The organism is Woeseia oceani, assembly GCF_001677435.1.
Taxonomy (GTDB): Bacteria; Pseudomonadota; Gammaproteobacteria; order Steroidobacterales; family Woeseiaceae; genus Woeseia; species Woeseia oceani.
Window position 1 is genome coordinate 3,447,560 of the sequence record NZ_CP016268.1, and the last position, 19,828, is coordinate 3,467,387.

The 19,828-nt window shown below is 60.0% G+C and carries 15 protein-coding genes; 6 read left to right on the forward strand and 9 right to left on the reverse strand.

Annotated features, from left to right (window positions below; translation table 11 throughout):
* Positions 1–17 precede the first annotated feature (17 nt).
* The 6 genes from BA177_RS15590 to BA177_RS15615 all read right to left on the reverse strand — a co-directional run bounded on the left by BA177_RS15590 (position 18) and on the right by BA177_RS15615 (position 7,800).
* Complete coding sequence (locus tag BA177_RS15590; protein ID WP_068617711.1) at positions 18–1,331, reverse strand: aspartate aminotransferase family protein; 1,314 nt, start codon at positions 1,329–1,331, stop codon at positions 18–20.
* A 19-nt stretch (positions 1,332–1,350) separates the two neighbouring features.
* Positions 1,351–2,103, reverse strand: coding sequence for a CDP-diacylglycerol--serine O-phosphatidyltransferase (pssA, locus tag BA177_RS15595; protein ID WP_068617712.1), 753 nt, complete (start codon positions 2,101–2,103; stop codon positions 1,351–1,353).
* Positions 2,104–2,252: 149 nt separating this feature from the next.
* The gene (locus BA177_RS15600; RefSeq protein WP_068617714.1) at positions 2,253–3,086 is read right to left on the reverse strand and encodes a PDZ domain-containing protein; all 834 of its coding nucleotides are present in this window, start codon (positions 3,084–3,086) and stop codon (positions 2,253–2,255) included.
* Between the two features lie 109 nt (positions 3,087–3,195).
* Positions 3,196–4,116, reverse strand: coding sequence for a FecR family protein (locus BA177_RS15605; RefSeq protein WP_068617716.1), 921 nt, complete (start codon positions 4,114–4,116; stop codon positions 3,196–3,198).
* Positions 4,113–5,480, reverse strand: a complete 1,368-nt coding sequence (locus tag BA177_RS15610; protein ID WP_197493149.1) for a surface lipoprotein assembly modifier — start codon at positions 5,478–5,480, stop codon at positions 4,113–4,115. The genes BA177_RS15605 and BA177_RS15610 overlap by 4 nt, the downstream gene beginning before the upstream one ends.
* A gap of 73 nt (positions 5,481–5,553) precedes the next feature.
* Positions 5,554–7,800, reverse strand: coding sequence for a CHASE2 domain-containing protein (locus tag BA177_RS15615; RefSeq protein WP_068619510.1), 2,247 nt, complete (start codon positions 7,798–7,800; stop codon positions 5,554–5,556).
* A 132-nt stretch (positions 7,801–7,932) separates the two neighbouring features.
* Between BA177_RS15615 and pepF the strand changes: the two genes are divergently transcribed.
* Complete coding sequence (gene pepF, locus BA177_RS15620) at positions 7,933–9,819, forward strand: oligoendopeptidase F (protein WP_197493150.1); 1,887 nt, start codon at positions 7,933–7,935, stop codon at positions 9,817–9,819.
* Between the two features lie 68 nt (positions 9,820–9,887).
* Here the strand turns inward: pepF and BA177_RS15625 are convergent, their stop codons facing one another.
* Entirely contained in the window at positions 9,888–11,426 is a 1,539-nt protein-coding gene (locus BA177_RS15625) for a M48 family metalloprotease (RefSeq protein WP_197493151.1), read from the reverse strand.
* A 22-nt stretch (positions 11,427–11,448) separates the two neighbouring features.
* Positions 11,449–11,934 carry a cupin domain-containing protein gene (locus BA177_RS15630; RefSeq protein ID WP_068617720.1) on the reverse strand — a complete coding sequence of 162 codons (486 nt, stop codon included), beginning with the start codon at positions 11,932–11,934 and terminating at the stop codon, positions 11,449–11,451.
* A gap of 42 nt (positions 11,935–11,976) precedes the next feature.
* On the opposite strand from BA177_RS15630, the gene BA177_RS15635 reads away from it, so the two are divergent.
* The 5 genes from BA177_RS15635 to BA177_RS15655 all read left to right on the forward strand — a co-directional run bounded on the left by BA177_RS15635 (position 11,977) and on the right by BA177_RS15655 (position 17,673).
* Positions 11,977–12,768 (forward strand): endonuclease/exonuclease/phosphatase family protein, encoded by a 792-nt coding sequence (locus tag BA177_RS15635; protein ID WP_082990177.1) that lies wholly within the window; start codon positions 11,977–11,979, stop codon positions 12,766–12,768.
* 39 nt (positions 12,769–12,807) lie between these two features.
* Positions 12,808–13,221, forward strand: coding sequence for a GNAT family N-acetyltransferase (locus tag BA177_RS15640; protein WP_068617725.1), 414 nt, complete (start codon positions 12,808–12,810; stop codon positions 13,219–13,221).
* Between the two features lie 104 nt (positions 13,222–13,325).
* A complete protein-coding gene (locus BA177_RS15645; protein WP_197493153.1) occupies positions 13,326–13,943 on the forward strand; it encodes an RNA polymerase sigma factor in 618 nt (205 codons plus the stop codon).
* Between the two features lie 17 nt (positions 13,944–13,960).
* Positions 13,961–14,980, forward strand: coding sequence for a FecR domain-containing protein (locus BA177_RS15650; RefSeq protein ID WP_156762852.1), 1,020 nt, complete (start codon positions 13,961–13,963; stop codon positions 14,978–14,980).
* Between the two features lie 155 nt (positions 14,981–15,135).
* Entirely contained in the window at positions 15,136–17,673 is a 2,538-nt protein-coding gene (locus BA177_RS15655; RefSeq protein WP_068617731.1) for a TonB-dependent receptor plug domain-containing protein, read from the forward strand.
* Positions 17,674–17,694: 21 nt separating this feature from the next.
* On the opposite strand, the gene BA177_RS15660 is transcribed toward BA177_RS15655, so the two are convergent.
* Complete coding sequence (locus BA177_RS15660; RefSeq protein WP_156762853.1) at positions 17,695–19,653, reverse strand: LTA synthase family protein; 1,959 nt, start codon at positions 19,651–19,653, stop codon at positions 17,695–17,697.
* Positions 19,654–19,828: the final 175 nt, after the last annotated feature.

Sequence of the window (19,828 nt, forward strand, 5' to 3'; positions counted from 1 at the left end):
ATTTCCCGGATTATCGTTCAGTCAGGCGCAGGAATTTTTTCCAGCACACTGGCGAAATGTTGCAGAAACAGGTCGGCGTGTTCCCGACTGAAGACCATCGGCGGCCGCAGCTTCAGAATATTGCTGTGCGGACCGATCGTGTTGGTCAGCACACCGACGTCTTTCAAACCCTTTACTACGGCTCGCGCGGCCGACGTTGCCGGTGCGCGCGTCTCCCTGTTACTGACGAGATCAACGGCCAGGAACAGACCGTGACCGCGCACGTCACCGAGCAAGGCGTGTTGGCTGGCGAGCGTCGCAAGCCCGTATTTCAGGTACTCACCGACGGCCAGTGCATTGGCCTGCAACTGATCACGCTGCAGCACCTCCAGTACGGCGAGCCCGGCCGCCGCGGAAACGGGGTTGCCACCGAAGGTATTGAAGTAGCCGGTCTTGCTGGCAAAACGCTCGAGCAAGTCACGGCGTGCGACGGTGGCGGCGAGCGGATGACCATTACCCATCGGCTTGCCCATGGTCACGATATCGGGCACGACATTGTCAGCTTCGAAGCCCCAGAAGTGCCGTCCCGTCCGGCCAAAACCAGGTTGCACTTCATCCGCGATGAACAAACCACCGGCAGCCCGAATCTTTTGCGCGGCAAGGCGCAAAAAACCAGCCGGCAGGTCAATCACGCCACTGGATGAGGAAATAGTGTCGACAATAAAAGCCGCCGGCCGGATACCGCGCAGCGCCAACTCCGCAAGTGCATCGTCCACACAGGCTGCGTATTGCTCGCCCGCGTTCGCGTCACGGTACTTGCCGCGGTAGGTGTCGGGGAACGGCACCGTCACCACGGCATCGGGACGGCGTTCGGGCGGCGTGTCTTCGGTCGAGATATCCGCAATCACCTGCGAATTTCCGTGGTAGGAAAACTCCGTGACGACAAGGCCGCTGCCGCCCGTCACCAGGCGCGCAATTCGCACGGCAAGTTCGTTCGCTTCGGTTCCGGTGCAGCTGAACATCGCGGTATCAAGCTCGGCGGGCAACGTCGCCAGCAAACGTTCGGCGTAATCCAGGACGTTTTCGTGCAGATATCGGGTATGGGTATTGAGTACGCCGACCTGCGCGCGGATCGCCTCGACCACCTCTGGCCGGCAATGACCGACGTGCGGCACATTGTTGTACATGTCGAGGTAACGGCGGCCGTCTGCCGCGTACAACCACACGCCCTCGCCACGCACGATGTGCAGTGGTTCGTCGTAGAACAGGCGATAAGCCGGGCCCAGCAGGCGTTGTCGGCGTTGCAGCAATTCACTGCTGGCGGCCGCGTCTGCCGGTTTTACGGGCGTCATAACAAAACCGGCCGCTGCCTCAACCGCTGTGCGGCTCGGCGTCCGCAGGTCGCTGACTCAGGCGTCCGGCAATAATGCCGCTGATCAAAATGAACAGCGCCATCGCAAACAGAAACTCAGGGTAACTGCGGGTAATACCGCAATAGTAAGTCGCGGCGAAATTGAAACCCTGAAAGGTATTGATCAGGACGTTGTCCCGGCGCCGGATCTTCGGAAAGCGGATATTCGATATCATCGCCAGCGCGAGAACGAACATCAGCACCGGCAAGTAGGCATGCAAAGGCAAAACGGCCGCAAAGTCTTCGTGTTTCGCCAGCAATATGACGATGGTCGAGATGAGGCCGCCGCCCGCCGCCGTGATGGGGATACCCGAAAACCAGCCGTCGCTGGGCTTGCCCGTGGAAAGATTGAATCGGGCGAGCCGCATGGCACCCGCCAGTACGAACACACCCACCGACAACAGCAATACCCAATAGGCGTTGCTTTCAAACTCGACGCCACCGATTCTCGTACCTGCCTGATAGACCAGCATGCCCGGAGCCACGCCGAAGGACACGAGGTCCGCCATCGAATCGAATTCGGCGCCGAAGGTGGAGGTTGCTTTCAGTAAACGTGCAGCCAGGCCGTCCAGCACGTCGAGCAAACCGCACCAGACGATCATCCAGCCCGCGAGTTCGAGGTGGCCGAGTTGACTGGTAACGATTGAACCGAGTCCCAGCAGCAGGCTGGCTGCTGTGAAACTGTTGGGAATAGTGTAACGAAGAACACTCACGTTGACGGTTGCCCCGCGGCATTACCTTTAACCGGCAAACATTCTGCATGGCGTTGCCGCCGATGACCAGCTTGCATTCCCGCCAATGACCTGCCTGAGCACTGCCTGATCGACAGCGGAGCATTGCGGCCCGGACGTTCCGCGCGCAACTAGCGACGCTGGCGACCACCCATGATGCCCACCGCGCCGCGTGGCAACGCTACCTGCATCGGTATGCCGTCACGCACGATATCCACCAGCACGGTCTGGCCCGGCTGCCCTTGCACGATTGCATTGTTCAGATCCGACATGCTGTAGGTGCGGTTGCCGGCGTAACTGACTATCTGGTCGCCGGGCCGCAAGCCGGCTGCCTGGGCGGGCGAACCGTCCAGTACATTGGACACAGTCACACTGGTCGAGCGACCGGTGGCTTCCAGGTAACGTTCGTAATCCGCTGCGCCCAGTTCCTGGCGAAACGCTTGGGCGCTCGCATCGCGGGCCTCACGCAAACCGCTGAAGTCGCCATTGCGTTGCGCCTCATAGCGAGCCTCCAGCATCTCCAGCTCCAATTGCGATTCGCGTTGCGCGATCCACTCGGCCCGGTCGGGCGCAAACCCGGCTGCCAGCAGCTGCTCGCTGCGCGGCTCGCGGGAATTGCGGCGGAACGATCGACGGGGGCCAGCTTCTTCCGCCGCAACACTGGCTGCGGCAGTTGCCGGATCCGCACCGCGACCCGGGGCGGGCCGCAATCGATCGATTTCTGCGGTTAAGTAAACCAGTTCTTCCTGCAGCAACTGGCGAGCCTGACGTTCTTCGCCCAAGGCCCGCTCCAGTGCCAGCAAACGCTGTTCTACCGGCTGCTGGTCGTCGAAATGAACGGTTGCTTCGCTCGGCAATGCCGCTTGGCCTGCGGGCGCCTCACCGGGCAAAAAACGGGCTGCAGCGAAGCCTGCCAGCAACATAATCACGGCAAGAGGCAACGCTCGCAGCACTTTATTTTCCATAGCTCAGCTCGTTGTCTTGTTTTGAACGTAACCCGCGAACGCGGTTCCATGTTTTGTCGCGCATGCATTGCCTTCAGCTGGCACCGGCTCATCGCCGCCCCGCGGGACTCTACTGGTACGTGTCGCGGTTGTCGCCGGGCATTGGCCGGACCTCTTGCAGCTGCCCTGGCAACAGGTCTATCCGGTTGCCGTCCGCGTCTGTTCCGATCAGCGGCTGCTTCGGTGCATCCGTCCGGTCCATGCCCTTGTCGGCCAAATCATTGTTGTCTATCGGCGTCGTGTTGACGTCCGGCTGCCGTCGGCTACCCAGTTTGCTGTCGAAGCCAACCGGCGATGGCCGCGTTGGCCCGCGCAACGGACGATCAAACTCGTCAATAAACACGGCTGGCGGCGTGGCCAGCCGTTGCGGCTGGCGCGTATCCAGCGGCACAAACGCATGTTCGCCGGCGCGCAATTCGATGCTGCCCGTTTCATTGCGAAATACAATGTGACCTTCGATGACTCCAAGGTACAAGCCATTCTCCGCTAACGCGGTGCCACTGCCTGCGGGACGGCAATCCGCGTTGCAGAAGACCAGCATGTAGTCGGTACCGCGTATTCCGAGCACGCCAACCGGCGTCCGGACTTCGTAGGCCTTCTCGTCATCCTTGCCGATCGCCCCAGTAATCGTGCGCAAACCGCCTTTCAGCAAGCGGGTCACGCTGCGGTTGGCGCTGCGACTCGTTGCCGGTGCCGCGCTGCTGCCCGCCGCCTGATAAACGTACTCTTCGATGCGTATCGCACTCTCCGGGCGAATCGCGAGCCGCGCACCGTCCTGCATCAACAACTGGGCGCGTGCGGCCGCACCCGTGCGGACCGTATCAGCAACGAACACGTCATCGCCTTTGGCCAGACTGGCGGGAGGTTGCCGATCGGCGGTCACCTCGCCGGTGCTGAACATGACCTGTCCTGCGACAGCAGCCAGTACGCTGACCGGCATGGCCAGCAGACCTGCGCCCAGCAGTAGCCAGCGTTGCAGTCGACAAATCATTGGTGCGTCCATTTCAAACCCACGCCGAACTCGGAGCGGTCATAACGGTAGAGCAATACGTCGGAGCGGTTGTCGATGAAACGCACGCGTGGCGACACCGACAAGCCGTTCAACCAGACATCGCGAAACTCCAGCTCCAGGTTTGCAGTCAGCTGCTGGTCTTCCCTCGCTGCGCCAAAAAACAGGCCATCGTAATCACGACTCAGGGAGCGGATGGATGCCGCGAAACGCGCGGCAGGGCCTATGGGCAGCGCAACACTCGCCCGCGCGCCGGACTGCCGGTTGCCGTACGGAGAGCCGGCTTCGCGTTCCTCGTCAGCGCCGCGCAGCAAGGCAAGACTCAGGCGTGCGCCATTCGCGAAACGTCGCGCCACGGTCAACGCATAGAGGATCTGGTCGACATCGAGAATGTCGATGGCGTCATCGTAACGTTGCGCGCCGCCATGCACGCTGACACTGAGGTCCCAGTCGTCTGTCAGTTGCCGCCCAAGCATCGCCTCGATGCCCGTGAACGATTCATTGGAATCGCCGTCACGCGAACCGTAGTAAGCACCGACCGAAGCCCGGCCAAACAACTGACCGTGCCGCCACTGAAAACCGGCGTCACCCATGGTCACGGTGGCATCAACAAAATCCGCATCCGGGTTTTGCCGGTGCCCGGCGTGACCGGAAACGTGCCACGAGAAACGTTCACTGACGGGTCGCAGCCAATCGAATCCTGCACCGATACCGGCAAACACGGAGCCCTGTTTGACGTTATTGCGACTGAGCTCGTAACCGAGAAACCGTTCCCTGGCCGTGGAGCCGTTGGCATTGCTGTCGTGCCCGGCAGTGAGCTCAGCGTAGACCTTGAGTCGGCTCTCCGGTGCGGCAGGTGCCGCGTCGATCGCCAGCAGGTAGCGGACAATAGTGTCCCGCAGCGCAATGGGCGGGTTTTCGTCCAGAGTCTGCGCGAACAGGGGCCGCGCCCGCTCGGGATAGCCGGACTCAAAGTAAGCGCGCGCCAGCTCAAGGCGCGCCCCGGAAAAACCGGGCTCCACCGACAGCGCCCGCTGCAGACTGAATACGGCGATGCCATGACGGCCGGTATCCAGCGCCGCAACGCCGAGCAGGTAGTCAAACAGTGGATTGCCCGCGTGCTTGTGTTCTACGTTGACCAGCCGTTCATAGGCCGGTTGCGCACGATCCACCGCCAGCAGGTCTTCGGCGTCCGCCAGCAGTGTGCGCAACTCGGCATCAACGTCGGCTGCCGGCGACTCCAAAGCGGCCCGTTGCGCGTGTGCCGCGACAGGGACCAGCGAAATTGCCAGCAACGCAGTACAAGCCAGACCGCCGGCAACTGCGCGCGAGGTTTTTACAGGCATCAACAGTTCCTGAATGACCAGTGGCCTTGAGTATGGCATTTTATGTCAGCACTGCGAACCGGCCCAACAGTGACTACTTGCGGTCGTGTTCAAAGACACCGTCCCAGTCAGCCGGAGGCGGCTCGTTTCGATAGCGGCGGATGCGCGCACGGTAGACCTCCTGCACGGTTTCCTGCTGTTCGCTTGCCATTGAATCCAGTAGTGTTTCCGCTCTGTCCCAATCGCCTGCGCGATACGCCGCGAGCATGGTGCTGAAGGTTTCAGCGGCCGCGAGGCATTGCGCCGGTAGCGTTGCTTTAAGCCCCAGCGGTTGCATGATGTCGACCGCTTCCTGGCGACCTTTTACCCGCACCCGGTCAAGCTCGCGGTAGGCGTATTGCGGCGCGAGCCTGGCCGTGTCCGCGCTGACAAGCATGTCGACGCCGTACTGCCGGGTCAGTCCTTCCAGACGGGAGCCCAGATTGACCGTGTCGCCCATGACCGTATAGGCAATCCTGAATTCGGAACCCATGTTGCCGACGTTCATCTCGCCACTGGCGACACCGACGCCGACCGCTATGGCCGGCCAGCCGCGCTGACGGAAAGGACCGTGCAACGCCGCAACCGCCGCAATCATTTGCAGCCCTGCTGTGACAGCGTTGTGCGCATGATCCTCGTCCGCCAGCGGCGCACCCCAGAAGGCCATCACGGCATCCCCCATGTATTTGTCGATGGTACCCCGGTGTTCGTGAACGACTGCGGTAATCGGCGTCAGAATTTCGTTCATCAGTCGAGTGAGTTCGCGCGCCTCAACGTTTTCCGACAACGACGCGAAGCCGCGGACGTCGGAGAACAACACCGACATATCGCGGCTTTCACCTTGCATGGAGGCGTCCTCGCCGCTGGCTGCGAGCTCAGTAACCAGGCGCGGTGGTATGTACTGACCAAACAAGCGCGACAAATGCCGGCGATTGCGTGACTCGATGAAAAAGCCATAACTGATCTGCAGCAGCCCGGCAAACAGGATGTACAAGAGCATTGATGCCAGTGGCACGACCAGATCAAGTGCCGTCCACAACCAGAAATTGACCGCTGTCGTGGAAACCAGCAGCAGCGCAACGAACGCCAGCGCCGCCAGTGGCGACAGTCGCGGTAGCAACAGCGCTGACAAAGCGGCGATCAACAACAACAAGACGAACTCGAGACCGCCCGACCAGGACGGTTGCCGGCGGATCGTACCGTCCAGCAAGCCACTGATCAGGTTCGCGTGCGCTTCCACGCCATAGTAGCGCTGGGCAACCGGCGTCGATCGCACATCCAGCAGGCCGGCAGCCGTAGCACCCAGCAAAACGATGCGGCCGCTGAGTACCTCGGCCGGCACGGCACCTGACAAGACGTCCATGGCTCTGACGAAGGGGAAACTGCCCTGGCGGCCCCGGTAGGGAATGAAGACGGCGGCTTGTTCATTAACAGCAACGTGCTGACCGCCAATCGACAAAGCCTCGAGGTTCAGGCCGCTGTAGTCGTCGCGCTCCGTATCAAACACGAACGACAGCGGCGGTGAATCAAGCGCCAGTAACGCAACCGCCAGCGCCAGTGAGGGGTAAAGGTCGCCCTCGTATTGCTGAACCAGCGGCGCGCGTCTGAACACGCCATCGGCATCAACGAGCGGTGCATCGAAGAAACCGCCGGCGGCCGCATTCTGTTGCAGTGCCGGCAGCGTACCGACGTAGCCCGCTGCGCGAACGAAGGGCACATCGATACCCGCCACCTGCTCTTTACTCAGCACTGGCTCGGGCAATCGCCCGGTCGCCTGCGGCTCGCCGCTCCGCAGCGTGTCTTTGAAGACAAAGCCCGTGACGACATCGCGTGCGATCAACGATTCTGCAAAGCGCCGGTTGCTGTCGAGATTATTCTGCAAACGCATAAGGATTGCGGCTGCATGTGGATCATCGCCAAATTCGCCGGCGGCGAGTTCATGCAGCAATCGCTCAAGCGGACGCTCTTCTTCCTCGGCAAACAACACGTCCAGGCCGAGCACCTGCACGCCGTAGTCATCGAACAAGCGGTCCACCAGGGTGGCCAGGGTATCTCGTGGCCATGGCCATTGGCCGAGTTCCAACTGACTGGCTTCGTCGATTTCGACAATCACGATGCGTGGATCGACAGTCCCAGGCATGCTGGCGCGCAGACGCGCGTCGTACAAATAATGTTCAACGCGGTCAATGAACTCAACGCGGGGACGGCCGCCGATGTGCATCGCGAACAGCAGCAACAAGGCGCCACTTATGGAGAGTCGAATCAGGTGTCGCGCTAGGCGGCGTCGGCTGGCCGGGGTCATCGCGACAATGTACACCAAAACTGGCAAAGTACCGGACCTTGGCCAGTTTCAGGCCCGAGACCGGCAAAGCTGGCGAACTGATCCCGACCGGACTGTCTAAGTCCCTCAATAAAAGAAAATGGAGATTTTCCGATGCGAGTATTTCTGCGTACCGCAATTGCCGGCGTCATGCTGTTTTGCGCCAGCGTCGGTTTTGCCGACGACACGGTCGATGAGCGCTATACCTGGGACCTCAGCGAAATATTCCCGACGCCCGAAGCCTGGGACCAGGCTCGCGAACAGGTGCTTAGTGACCTTGGCAAGATTGAAGCCCGCCGCGGCACGCTCGGTGACAGTGCCGAATCGCTGGCTGACACGCTGCAACTCATATCCAAAACGTCGCGCGATGCCTATCGGGTCTACGCCTATTCAAGCCTCGCAGGCGACGAAGATCTGCGCGACACCGAAAGCCAGGAACGCAATCAGCTTGGCGACATCATGTTCGCACGTTTCTCGCAAGCCACGGCCTGGGTAGATCCGGAACTCCTTGGCGTGGGCAAGGAAGTGATCAACGCTTATCAGAAAGAAGAGCCGCGTCTTGCACCCTTTGCCTTCCAGCTCGAAAACACATTGCGCAACGCACCGCACACGCTCGGCGAAGAGGCGGAACAAACACTGGCGTACCTGTCGCAGACTTTTGGCTCACCGAACAATATTTACAGTCTCGTTGCCAATTCGGATATCCCCTGGCCGGAAATCACCCTGTCCAACGGTGAAACGGACGTCATAGATTCCCAGGGCTACGGCCGCTGGAGAGGTAGCGAAAACCGGACTGACCGCAAACTCGTGTTCGATACCTTCTGGACGAAATGGAGTGAGTATCGCAACAGCGTCGGCTCCATACTGAACACCCATTTACAAACTCAGGCTTCGCTGGCCCAGGCACGCAACTACGACAGCGTGCTGCACCGCGAACTGTTCAACGACAACCTGCCGCCCGAGGTCTACCACACGCTGGTCGACGAAGTGAACAAGGCTTTACCGACCCTGCACCGTTACTTCCGGCTGCGCGCCCGCATGCTTGGCGTCGAGCAGATGCACTACTACGACATCTATCCGCCGCTGGTCAGTCTCGACAAGAAGTTCGATATCGAAACCAGCAAGGAAATAACGCTGAAGGCGATGCAGGTTCTTGGTGACGACTGGGTGGAACTGCAGCGCGAAGCAATCAATCAGCGCTGGATGCACGTTTATCCGCAACGTGGCAAACGCTCCGGCGCGTATATGAACCCGATTGCCTTTGACGTGCACCCGTATGTACTGCTGAACCACAACGATGATTACGAATCGCTGTCCACGTTCGCGCACGAATGGGGCCATGCGATGCATTCGATTTATTCGAAACAGGAACAGCCGTTCGAGACTGCATTCTATTCAACGTTCATCGCGGAAATTCCGTCGACCTCACTGGAATTGATCCTGCAGGATTACATGACGAAGAACGCGAAGTCCGTCGATGAAAAACTGTTTTACCTGGGCTTCGGTCTCGAGAGCATGCGGGGCACCTTCTTCCGCCAAACAATGTTTGCCGAATTTGAACTCGCCCTGTACGAAGCGGCTGAACGCGGTGAAGCGCTGTCCGGCGAACGCATGACCGAAATCTATGGCGACATCCTGAAGCGCTACCACGGGCACGACGAAGGCGTGGTCATCATTGATGACCTGTACACCAACGAATGGATGTTCGTGCCGCATTTCTACTACAACATGTACGTTTATCAGTACGCGACATCGCAGACAGCGGGAACCGCGTTGTACGAGAAAATCAGAACAGAGGGCAAGGCCGGTGTGGACAACTACAAAAACCTGTTGCGCGCTGGCGGTTCCGACTACCCGTACCAACTGCTGAAGAATGCCGGCGTCGACATGGCTACGCCTGGCCCCTACCGCGCAGCGGTCGCGAAGATGAATGCCATCATGGACGAAATGGAACGCCTGCTCGAAGAGCGCGACTCCGGCAATTCACGACCGGCTGACTGATCCTGCACCGAGCGGGGCTGCGACCCGGTGTCGCGCCCCGCGCTGTACGGCGCCAGTGAGTTGCGCCGCTACTCAGCAACCTGCGCATTACTGATAACGACCGGGCATGCGCTGCCAGCCGCATACGGACCCAGCCCGGTTGCCACGCTCGCCACGGCGCCCGCCGCCAGCGTGCCGCTGACCCGACGCTCCATTTGCCGTTGCAAGCTGCCGTCGTTGTAAGTGACCAGTATGGCTATATTGCGCAACGGTAATTGCGTGGCATTGCGTACCGAAACCACCAGGTTGCCATCGCTGCCGGGGTCGCACCGTTTCTGCACGTAGTTGCCCGGATTTTCGCCTACGTCCAGTCGCACGAGGTCGCTCTGCGCCTGTTGCGCAACCTCGCCCTCGCCCTGCGCCACAACCCGGTAGTGTTCGATAGCCCGGCTACGATCGCCGCGCCGCGCCGCGATCTGGCCAAGCGTCAGGTGCGCGGGCGCGGTTGGCAAAAGCGTCAGGCTTTTCTCCAGATCAGACTCGGCCGCCACATCATTGCCGGTGCGTTCATAGGCGCGGCCACGCTGCAGGTAGTAGTAAAAAAACTCACTGCGCCGACGAATCGCCGAATCGTAGTTGGTGATCGCCATGTCGTATTTCTTGTCGAGCAAACGCGCGTCGCCACGCAGCGCGTAGAAATGCGCTTCGTCGGGCAATTGCTGGATCGCGGCTTCTGCTTTTTGCAAAGCAAGCGCGGTATTGTTGTCGGCGAGCGCCTTGCGGCCTTCCTCGTACGCTTCGTACGCCGGGATAGCCGCCATTGTTTTGGCCATCGCGCGCCGATAACGCTCCTCGCCCGATTCACCACCAGCTGGCAGCGCCGCGGCGGTTTTCAGATTCGCGTCAACGCGTTCCTGAGACGGCGGGTGGCTGGCGAACAAGCCGCTCAACCAGTCCGTGCGACGGCCTTCGCTGAGCCGCACAAAAGTCTGTTGCAGCGAGACCGCACCTTCCGGGTTGTAACCCGCGCGCGCCATGTACTGCATGCCGTAGTAGTCGGATTCGAGCTCCGCACTGCGACCATAACGACTACTGAGCAATTGCGCCGCAACCCCGGCACCGCCCACGGCCATATTGCCGTAGTCGCTGTCGCTGGTCGCAACGGCCGTTGCCAGCACCAGGCCTTGCAACAGCATGCCCTGCTCCATTTGCCGGGCAGAGTGCCGGGCCGCGGCATGGACTATTTCATGACCGAGCACGGCGGCCAGTTCGGACTCTGAACCCAGTTCCGTCAACAATCCCCGGTTGATTGCAATCTTGCCGCCCGGCAAGGCCCAGGCGTTGGGCACTGAATTATTGAGCACAACAAATTCGTAGGGCAGTTCGCGATCACTGACCGCGGCAAGGCGCTGACCTACGCCCTGTACATAGTCGCTAAGCAATGGGTCGATGTCGTACTCACCGCCCTGCGACTGCCGCATCGGCAAATAGTTTTGCTCGCCCATTTGAATTTCGGTGGCTTCACCCACCAGGGTCAGCTCGCGTTTACCGGTGACCGGGTTGACGGAACAAGCCGTCAACGCCAGCAACACGGCACACGAGACGATCATTCGATGCAAGGCTTTCATAGACAAAATGACTCCTGCGAAGTTATTCGCTTACCAGCTCGGATTCACGCATTGACGGGTCTTCGAATCCGGCGACTTCACCGCCGCGCGGCCAAACCACCAGGACTCTTACCCCCTCTGGCGAGGCACTGCGATGCACCACCAGGTCGGGCTCGCGCACTACACCCACCATACCCGGCTCCAGCAGGTTTGATACGCCGTTGACGATATGGTCCAGCCGGCCTTCCAGTACAAATATAATTTCAAACTCGTGCGGATGCGTTGTGCCGTGATAGTCCGGCGGAAAAAATATCTCGGCCATTTCGACGTCGTTGCTGCCGAGGTTCCGCGATTCCAGCAGCACCTTGATGACGCCCGGCTCAGTTTCCGTATCAAACTCAAACTGTCGCGTGCCAGCCGTTGCCACGTCGTAGTTGTACGCCTTCGGGTCGGATGTTTCGACACCGCATGCAGACAGGACAGCGAGCACAACGATAGCCTTCAGTACATTGAACATTCTGGTATTCATGGCACTCCAGCGTGGCAAATGGTCAGGAACCCCTGATCCCGGGTGACCGAGTTTACGGCACAACGGCCTGCTTCTCACCGTGCCCGCACGGCCACAGCCACCCGCGCCGGCGGCAATACGCCCGGGAACTGCTACATTAACCTTGTGATCAAGGTTCTTTCATGCAATCTGTTTTCCGGCCGCGCCGACCCGGAAGCGCTGGGTGCATTGATTGATGAGCACAGTGTGGACATTGTCTGCGCTCAGGAATTGTCGCCGGCACATGCGCGCGCATTGCAACGGCGCTTGCCGTACGGCGATCTCGACCACGACCAGATCATCAAAGGCAACGGCATCGCCGCCCGCAGACCCGTCACCAGCCGGCGCATACACCTGCCCAAACGAGACGCCTGGGAAGTGACGCTGACGCCCGAGCACTGGACCCCATTGCAGGAAACAGTGCAGGTGCTCAACGTGCATATCTCGGCCCCGCATTTGTGGCCGTACTTCCCGCACCCCGTGCGCCGCGGCGAACAACTTCGCTTGTTGTTGCAGGACCGGGCGGCCTACGCGAACACACCACATGCTATCTTTGGCGACTTCAATGCATCGCCAGCCTGGCCGGTCTACCGACGCATGCGCGCACGCTATACGGACGGTACCAGCCAGACGGCCCGGAACGGCGCGGCTACGGCCACATGGCCGCGCATTCCGCGTCTTGGCATCAACGGCTGGTGGCGCATAGACCATTGCTTTCTGTGGAAGCTCAGCGCGCTGAACGTCTGGCGGCTGGCGATTGCGGGCAGCGATCATTTCGCGCTGCTGGCGGAGCTGGATTACGAACACCCCCTGTAACGGCAAACTCCGCTTGCCCACGACCCGGATATTCAGGCAATGGCACGAACACCAGTAATCAGCATGCAGGACCCGATACGGACCGCGGAAGTCGTCGAGCTCTATCGCGCCAACGGCTGGTCGTCCGCCGACAAACCCGGCGAACTCATGGCGGCGCTGCGCGGCTCGCATTCCCTCGTCACAGCCCGCATCGGCCAGCGCCTGATCGGTATCGGCAATGCGATTTCTGACGGTCACCTGGTCGTCTACTATCCACACTTGCTGGTACACCCGGATTACCAGCGAGCCGGCGTCGGCCGCCTGATGATGCAGGCCCTCAGCGAAAACTACGCGGGCCTGCACCAGCAAATGCTCACCGCCGACGAGGCAGCGGTCCGTTTTTACGAATCGCTCGGTTTCGAGCGCGCGGGCAGTACCGTGCCAATGTGGATTTACGCCGGCAACGAACATTGAGCGACTGAGGTGATCTTACTTATTGATAAATAAAACTTTTCTCAATGCAGCGCCGCCCCAGCAGCGCCCGCAACCAGAAATCCCATGGCATACGTCTAACAAGGATGTCAGCAATAATTTCCCGAATTGCCCATCGTCAGGATCTGAAGCTCGCCCGACAGCTGGATGCGGGCGACGAGCAGGCATTCACACGTTTCTTTAACGAGAACTACGACCGCGTATACCGCTTTGCGCTGAGCAGACTCGGCGACGATCACGTCGTTGCGGAGGACATCGTGCAGCAGTGCTTTGCGAACGCAATCGATGGCATGTCAGGTTACCGGGGTGAAGCGCAGCTGTTTACCTGGCTGTGCACGATCTGCCGCAACCAGATTACCGACTGGCAACGCAAACACAGCGGCTACAAGGAACGCGTTGTGTTGTATGAAGATGCGCCGGAAATTCAGGCCGTGGTTGACTCGTTTCGTGCCCCGCCCTGCGACGACCCGCTGGTGCAGGCACAACAGGAAGACGCATTGCGACTGATACAGGTCGCGCTGGACCGGCTCCCGGTCGCCTATGGCGATGTTCTCGAGTGGCGTTACATCGAAGGCTATTCGGCGCAGGAAATTGCCGACCGGCTAGAGATCAGCACGGATGCCGCGAACTCCCTGACGGCGCGCGCGAAACGCGCGTTTAGTGACATTTATCGACCGCTGGCAGCAGCAGTCACCGCTCCCTAGTGGAGAAGTTGGACACCATGGACAAACAGACGAACGACGAAACCCGCACCGCTGATGACCAGGTCGCCGACCTGCTGCGTCACGCCCGCCGCCGTGCGCCAGCACCGCAGGCGGCACGCGAACGTGCATTTGCCAAGCTGCACGGTCACTGGTCGGCGCGGCAGCAACAAAAACGCCGGCGACGTGCAGTGCTGGGTATGGCACTGGCAGCATCGACAGTACTGGCGGTAGGCATGGCCTTTTTCGCGACCGACAGCAGCCTGTTGCCGGCAGCCGTAGCCGTCGCCGAGCTGCAGCGAACCAGCGGGAATGGCATTCAGGTCATCGGCGCTGATGGCCAAGTCAGCCCGGCCGCAAACGCTGAACTGCTGCTTGGGCAGACCTTGCGCACGAGGGCGGGCTCCCGGGCAGCGCTGGCATGGAACAGCGGCGGCTCATTGCGAATGGATGAAGCAACGGAAATTGAACTGATCGCGGCGGATCGGGTACGACTCGTGTCCGGTACAGTCTATTTCGATTCCGAACCAGCCGTCGCGGACAACGGCATTGCCTTGGCATTTTCGATCGAGACGCCGTTCGGGCTGGCGACGCACGTCGGTACCCAGTTCCAGACGCGCCTGCACAACGACCGCCTGACACTGAGCGTGCGCGAAGGTGAGGTGGCGGTCGCCGCCGCCGGTCAACGGGTGTTATTGCCAGCGGGTGACGAAGTCGACTTCGACCGATCCGGCGTAAGTGCCGAACGCAAGATTCAGACCTGGGACGAACGCTGGCAATGGGTGCAGGCTATCGCGCCCGCCTTTGCCGCGGAAGGCAACTCGGTGCAGGCCCTGCTCAACTGGATTGCGCGGGAAACCGGCTACGTTGTCAGCTACCGGGACAATGCAACCGCCGAGTTCGTCAGCCGGGTCATCGTGCACGGTTTGGACAAACTGTCGCCAATGAGTGCACTGCAAAGCATTCCCTATGTTGCCGACCTGCAATACGAATTGCACGACGGCGTTATCGTGGTCAGCTTGCTGGACTTACCCCGTTAGCACTCCATAATCAGGTGTCGTAGACAATCCTTCAGGCAATGTCCGATGTGCAGTGCCTGAACCGCCGCCTGATTGAACGGATGCTCTCACCCAGACTTTACACAGGCCCATGCCTGCCGCGTTTCGCCTGGACCCCGTCGCGGACGTCGGGCCGGATGCGAATCGTCCTGACGGCGTTGCTGCTCTGCGTGGCCCTGACCGGTTACGCGGCTGACTGGTCCGAGGAACCGGTACCGCGCCGCCTCGTCGCTGGCGAGTCGATTGCCGCTGTCCTGGAGGAGTTGCGGGCCAGCGGCGTGCCACTGGCTTACAGCAGTGCCCTGGTACCTGCCGGATTACGGATCGTCAGTGCACCGCGCAGCCGGAATCTGCTTGCCGCCGTTCGCGAAATTCTCCGGGCTCACGATCTCACCTTGTTCGCTGTCGACGGCGTCTTTGTCGTCGGCCACCAGGCGGTATCAGCCGCCAGCCGCGAGCCGGGCACGGTGCTTATTCAATTTCGCGATGCGCAATCGGACGCGGTGGTGACCGGCGTCAGGGTCAGCGGACTACCCGAATCAGCAATACAAACGAACAACCGCAGTGAGCGCAGTCTTGCGATCAATGTACCAGCGGGCGAATACCCGGTTGTGGTCACGGCACCCGGCTACAAGACACTCGAAGCGACGATCAGTGCCGCCAGCAAAGAAACCCGTACAGCCACGTTGCGCCTGCTACCCCTGGAAACACCGTTAACTGAAGTCGTCGTTGCCGCCAGTCGCTACGAACTGTTGCGCGATGCCATCGACAACCCGAGCGGTCTGGACCGCACCTCCATCATGCAGACACCGGACACCGGGGATGATCCGATACGTGCGGTACAGCGACTGCCCGGCACGACCTCGGGTGCCTCGGCACAGCCGCATCTGCGCGGCGGATCTACCCGCGAAACGGGCATCGTCCTCGACGGTCACCGCTTGCTGAACCCGTTTCACGTGCGCGACTACCAGAGCCTGTTCAGTGCGATAGACGTCCGGGCTATTAACGGCATCGAAGTCTACACCGGCGATTTTCCCGTGCGTTACGGCGACCTGACCGGCGGTCTGGTACTGGTCGATACGCTGACGCCCGACGAGGACATACGCAACGAGTTCGGTCTGAGCGTTTTCAACGCGTCGATCCTCTCCGCGGGACAACTCGCCGACGGTGCGGCGGATTACGTGCTGTCCGTACGGCGCGGCAATCTCGATCTCATATTGAACGAGGAAATCGGCGAGCCGGCGTATTACGACGTGTACAGCAAGATGTCCTACCGGCCGTCGCCCGACACCACGCTGGCGGCGAACCTGATGATCGTCAAGGACAGCGTCATCATCATCCCGGCAGCGGATATCGATGAACGCGAGCAGACAACCAACGACACCCGCAACAGCCAGTTCTGGCTGTCCTGGGAGCAGCAATGGACGGATGCACTCTCGAGTCTCACGGTGCTCTCGGCCAGTGACTCCATCAGCGGCCGTCACGCCCTGGTGAGTGATCCGGAAAAAATTACAGGCTCGCTCAGCGACGAACGAACAATCACAATAGTCAGGCTGAATCAGGACTGGCGGCTGGACCTCAACGAACGCCACCTGCTCGGCTGGGGTGCCGAGTTTCAGCAGGTCGATGCCGATTACAACTACCGCTCAACGGTCGACTACTACGGCATCTATCAGGACTTGCCGGATCGTTCGAACGCGCAATCACGCGCTGTGCTGTCCAGCGTCGACGGCGACGCGATGGCTTTTTATGCGTCGGACCGCTGGATGGTGAACCGCCGCCTGATCGCCGACCTCGGCATACGCTGGGACAAGCAAAGCTATACCGACACTGATGACAATGGCCAGTTCAGCCCGCGTGCCAGCCTGCTGTACCGCCTTAACCCGAGAACCAACCTGCGCCTCAGCTGGGGTCGTTACTACCAATCGCAGGGCGCCCACGAATTGCAGGTGGAGGACGGCGTGACGAATTTCTTCCCGGCACAGCGGTTTGACCAGTCCATTTTCGGTATCGACTACCAGCTCAATGCTCATTACTCATTTCGCACCGAGCTGTATGTAAAAACCAGCAAGAGCATTCGCCCGCATTTCGAGAATATGTTCGATCCCCTGAGCGTCGTTCCGGAACTGGAACCCGACAGAGTGGTGATTGCCCCGCAGCGTGCCGATTTGCGGGGGCTTGAGATTTCAGCGGCGTACGAAGGTGACAACGGCTTCGACTGGTGGGCGTCGTACACCTTGTCAAAAGCCGATGACGTGGTCAGTGGTCAGACTATCGCCCGCAGCTGGGATCAGCGACACGCCGGGCAAATCGGCGTTGCGTTAAGCGGCGACCGCTGGAGCTTCAGCGCAGCGGCCAAAGTTCACAGCGGCTGGCCGATGACCCGCGTGTACCTGTCGGCCGACGACACCGGGCCTGCCGTGATTTTCGGTGAGCGCAACGAAGCACGTTATCGCGATTATTTCTCGCTCGACATGCGTGTCGATTTCCGACGACCCACCCGATTCGGTTACTTTAGCTGGTACTTTGAAGTATCCAACTCAACGAATCGCGAGAATCCCTGCTGCGTTGATTTCGACGTTGCAACCGACACGGCCGGCAACCGCGTGCTGGACCAGAGTTTCGACTACTGGTTCCCGTTACTGCCGGCAACCGGCATTCTGCTGGAGTTCTGACCGCGGGAACGAACGCCCGCATTAGCGACGTACCGCGGCCTGATAAATGGCCGCGGGTTCCGAACGGCTGTCGTAAGCATCGGCGGCTGTTTGATAGAACGCGATAGTGTCCAGCTTTGCCGTGGGCGCGACCGGAATCCGCGATTGCGTACCCGTCGCGGAATCGTAGTGGAAAGCCTCGGCACGCGACACCGGCTTCAGCACAGTCAGAGTCGCCCCCTGCAGGAGGCCGAGACTCTGGTACGTGCCCAGCAACGCCCGACCGTCTTCTGCCGCCATGCCCAGTATATCTTTGCCGAAGAACTCACTGGCGTAAGACCAGTTCAGCAACGAGAACAAGGTCGGCGCGTAGTCGATCTGACTGCTCAATGTTGTGACAACACCGGGCGTTATCAGCCCGGGTGCGTAGACCATCAGCGGTATACGGTAATTTTCGACGGGCAGTTCGGTCTTGCCAGCACTGCCCGCGCAATGATCCGCTACGATGACGAAAACGGTATTCCCGAACCACGGCCTTTGACTGGCTTCCTGCAGAAACTTGCCGATCGCGTAATCCGTGTACTTGACCGCGCCTTGCCGACCGCTGTGTGACGGAATGTCGATCTTCCCTTCAGGGTATGTGTAGGGGCGATGATTGGATGTCGTCATCACGAAATCGTAGAACGGCTGGCCGGCGGCGGCTTTGCGGTCGGCATCGTCCAGCACCCAGGCATACAGGTCCTCGTCGCTGACGCCCCAGGCATTGGTGAATGAAATGTCATCGGCAGCGGCCGACGCCTGATCGTGTATGACGAAGCCATTGCCGCCGAAGAACGTGTTCATATTGTCGAAATAGCCGCGCCCACCGTAGAAAAAGGATGTCTCGTAGCCTTTGTTGCGGAAAACGGTAGCAATTGAAAACAGACCTGAATTATCCGGTCGCTTGACGATCGAACGCCCGGGCGTTGGCGGCACCGACAGCGCAAGTGATTCCATGCCGCGTACTGTTCGTGTGCCGGTGGCCATGAAATTGGTGAAGCTCAGACTCTGACTGGCCAATCGGTCCAGGTTAGGTGTCAACCCTTCGTCATTGCCAAACACTCCGAGATAGCTGGCACTGAGGCTTTCCACGGTAATCTGGATGACATTCAATCTGCGTTCTTCACCTTCGGCCTGAATGAATCGTCGGTAAGGTTTAGAGGGATCGTGGTCGAACTCGCTGGTAGCTTCGCTGACCAGCGCCCGAATCCGCGGCTCCGTGAGCGATGCGTCCGCTGTCTGGTAAAAATCCCGGAACCCGAGCTCGTTGTTGCGAAATGCTGCAAAGAACGAATAGCCGCCGTTCTTCGCCACTTCCTGCACGTAGCGATTGTCGAAGTGCGGCATGTCCTTTTGTGCGTAGATCGTGGTCGTCATGACCGGCACCGCAATCAACAGGACTGCGACTTTGCCGCGAGCGGCGAACGGAGTCTCACTTATCAGCCAACGTTTATAGGCTGTCGTTCTGGACACGAACGCCATACTCGCAAACGCAGCGAGTGCTATCACCGTCAATAATGCAGCGACCGGATAAGACTGCAGAATGTTATCTACGACCTCAGTCGTGTACACGAGGTAATCGACAGCAATGAAGTTGAAGCGCACCCCGAATTCGTCCCAGAACACCCACTCGGCTACGGCGACGAACAACATAGACGCATAGGCGCAGGCGAAGAATAAGAAACTCAGTACTTTGTGCCCGCCAGTGCGGAACAGACGCTGCGGAATGAGCAACAGGTACAAGACCACCGGCACAGAGGCGTAGAAAGCGAAGACCGTGTCATTCAAAAACCCAACGGCAAACGCGGCCAGCACAGAGTTCAGCCCGGACAGCTCGGACCAGGTGATTGCGCAGAGTAGCAGTCTTACGACGAGCCCCAGCAACAGGACCGGCACTATCACGAACAGGACGGCAGACAAACGATGCGACCAACAGCCGCTCACGTGTAGTTTTGCAGACAAAGTAGTGCTCCGTGTTGTTTACAAACCGCGATGACGCAGAGACGTCGATTGCGTGTGAGGTAGTGCTTAGACGACGCCACAGTGAAAACTTGTCGGCATGGCTACTCAGCGAAATCCAGCGACCAGTTCGCCCCTCGAATTTCGTCCAAGCGGAATAAGCGGTATGCGCTGGAGA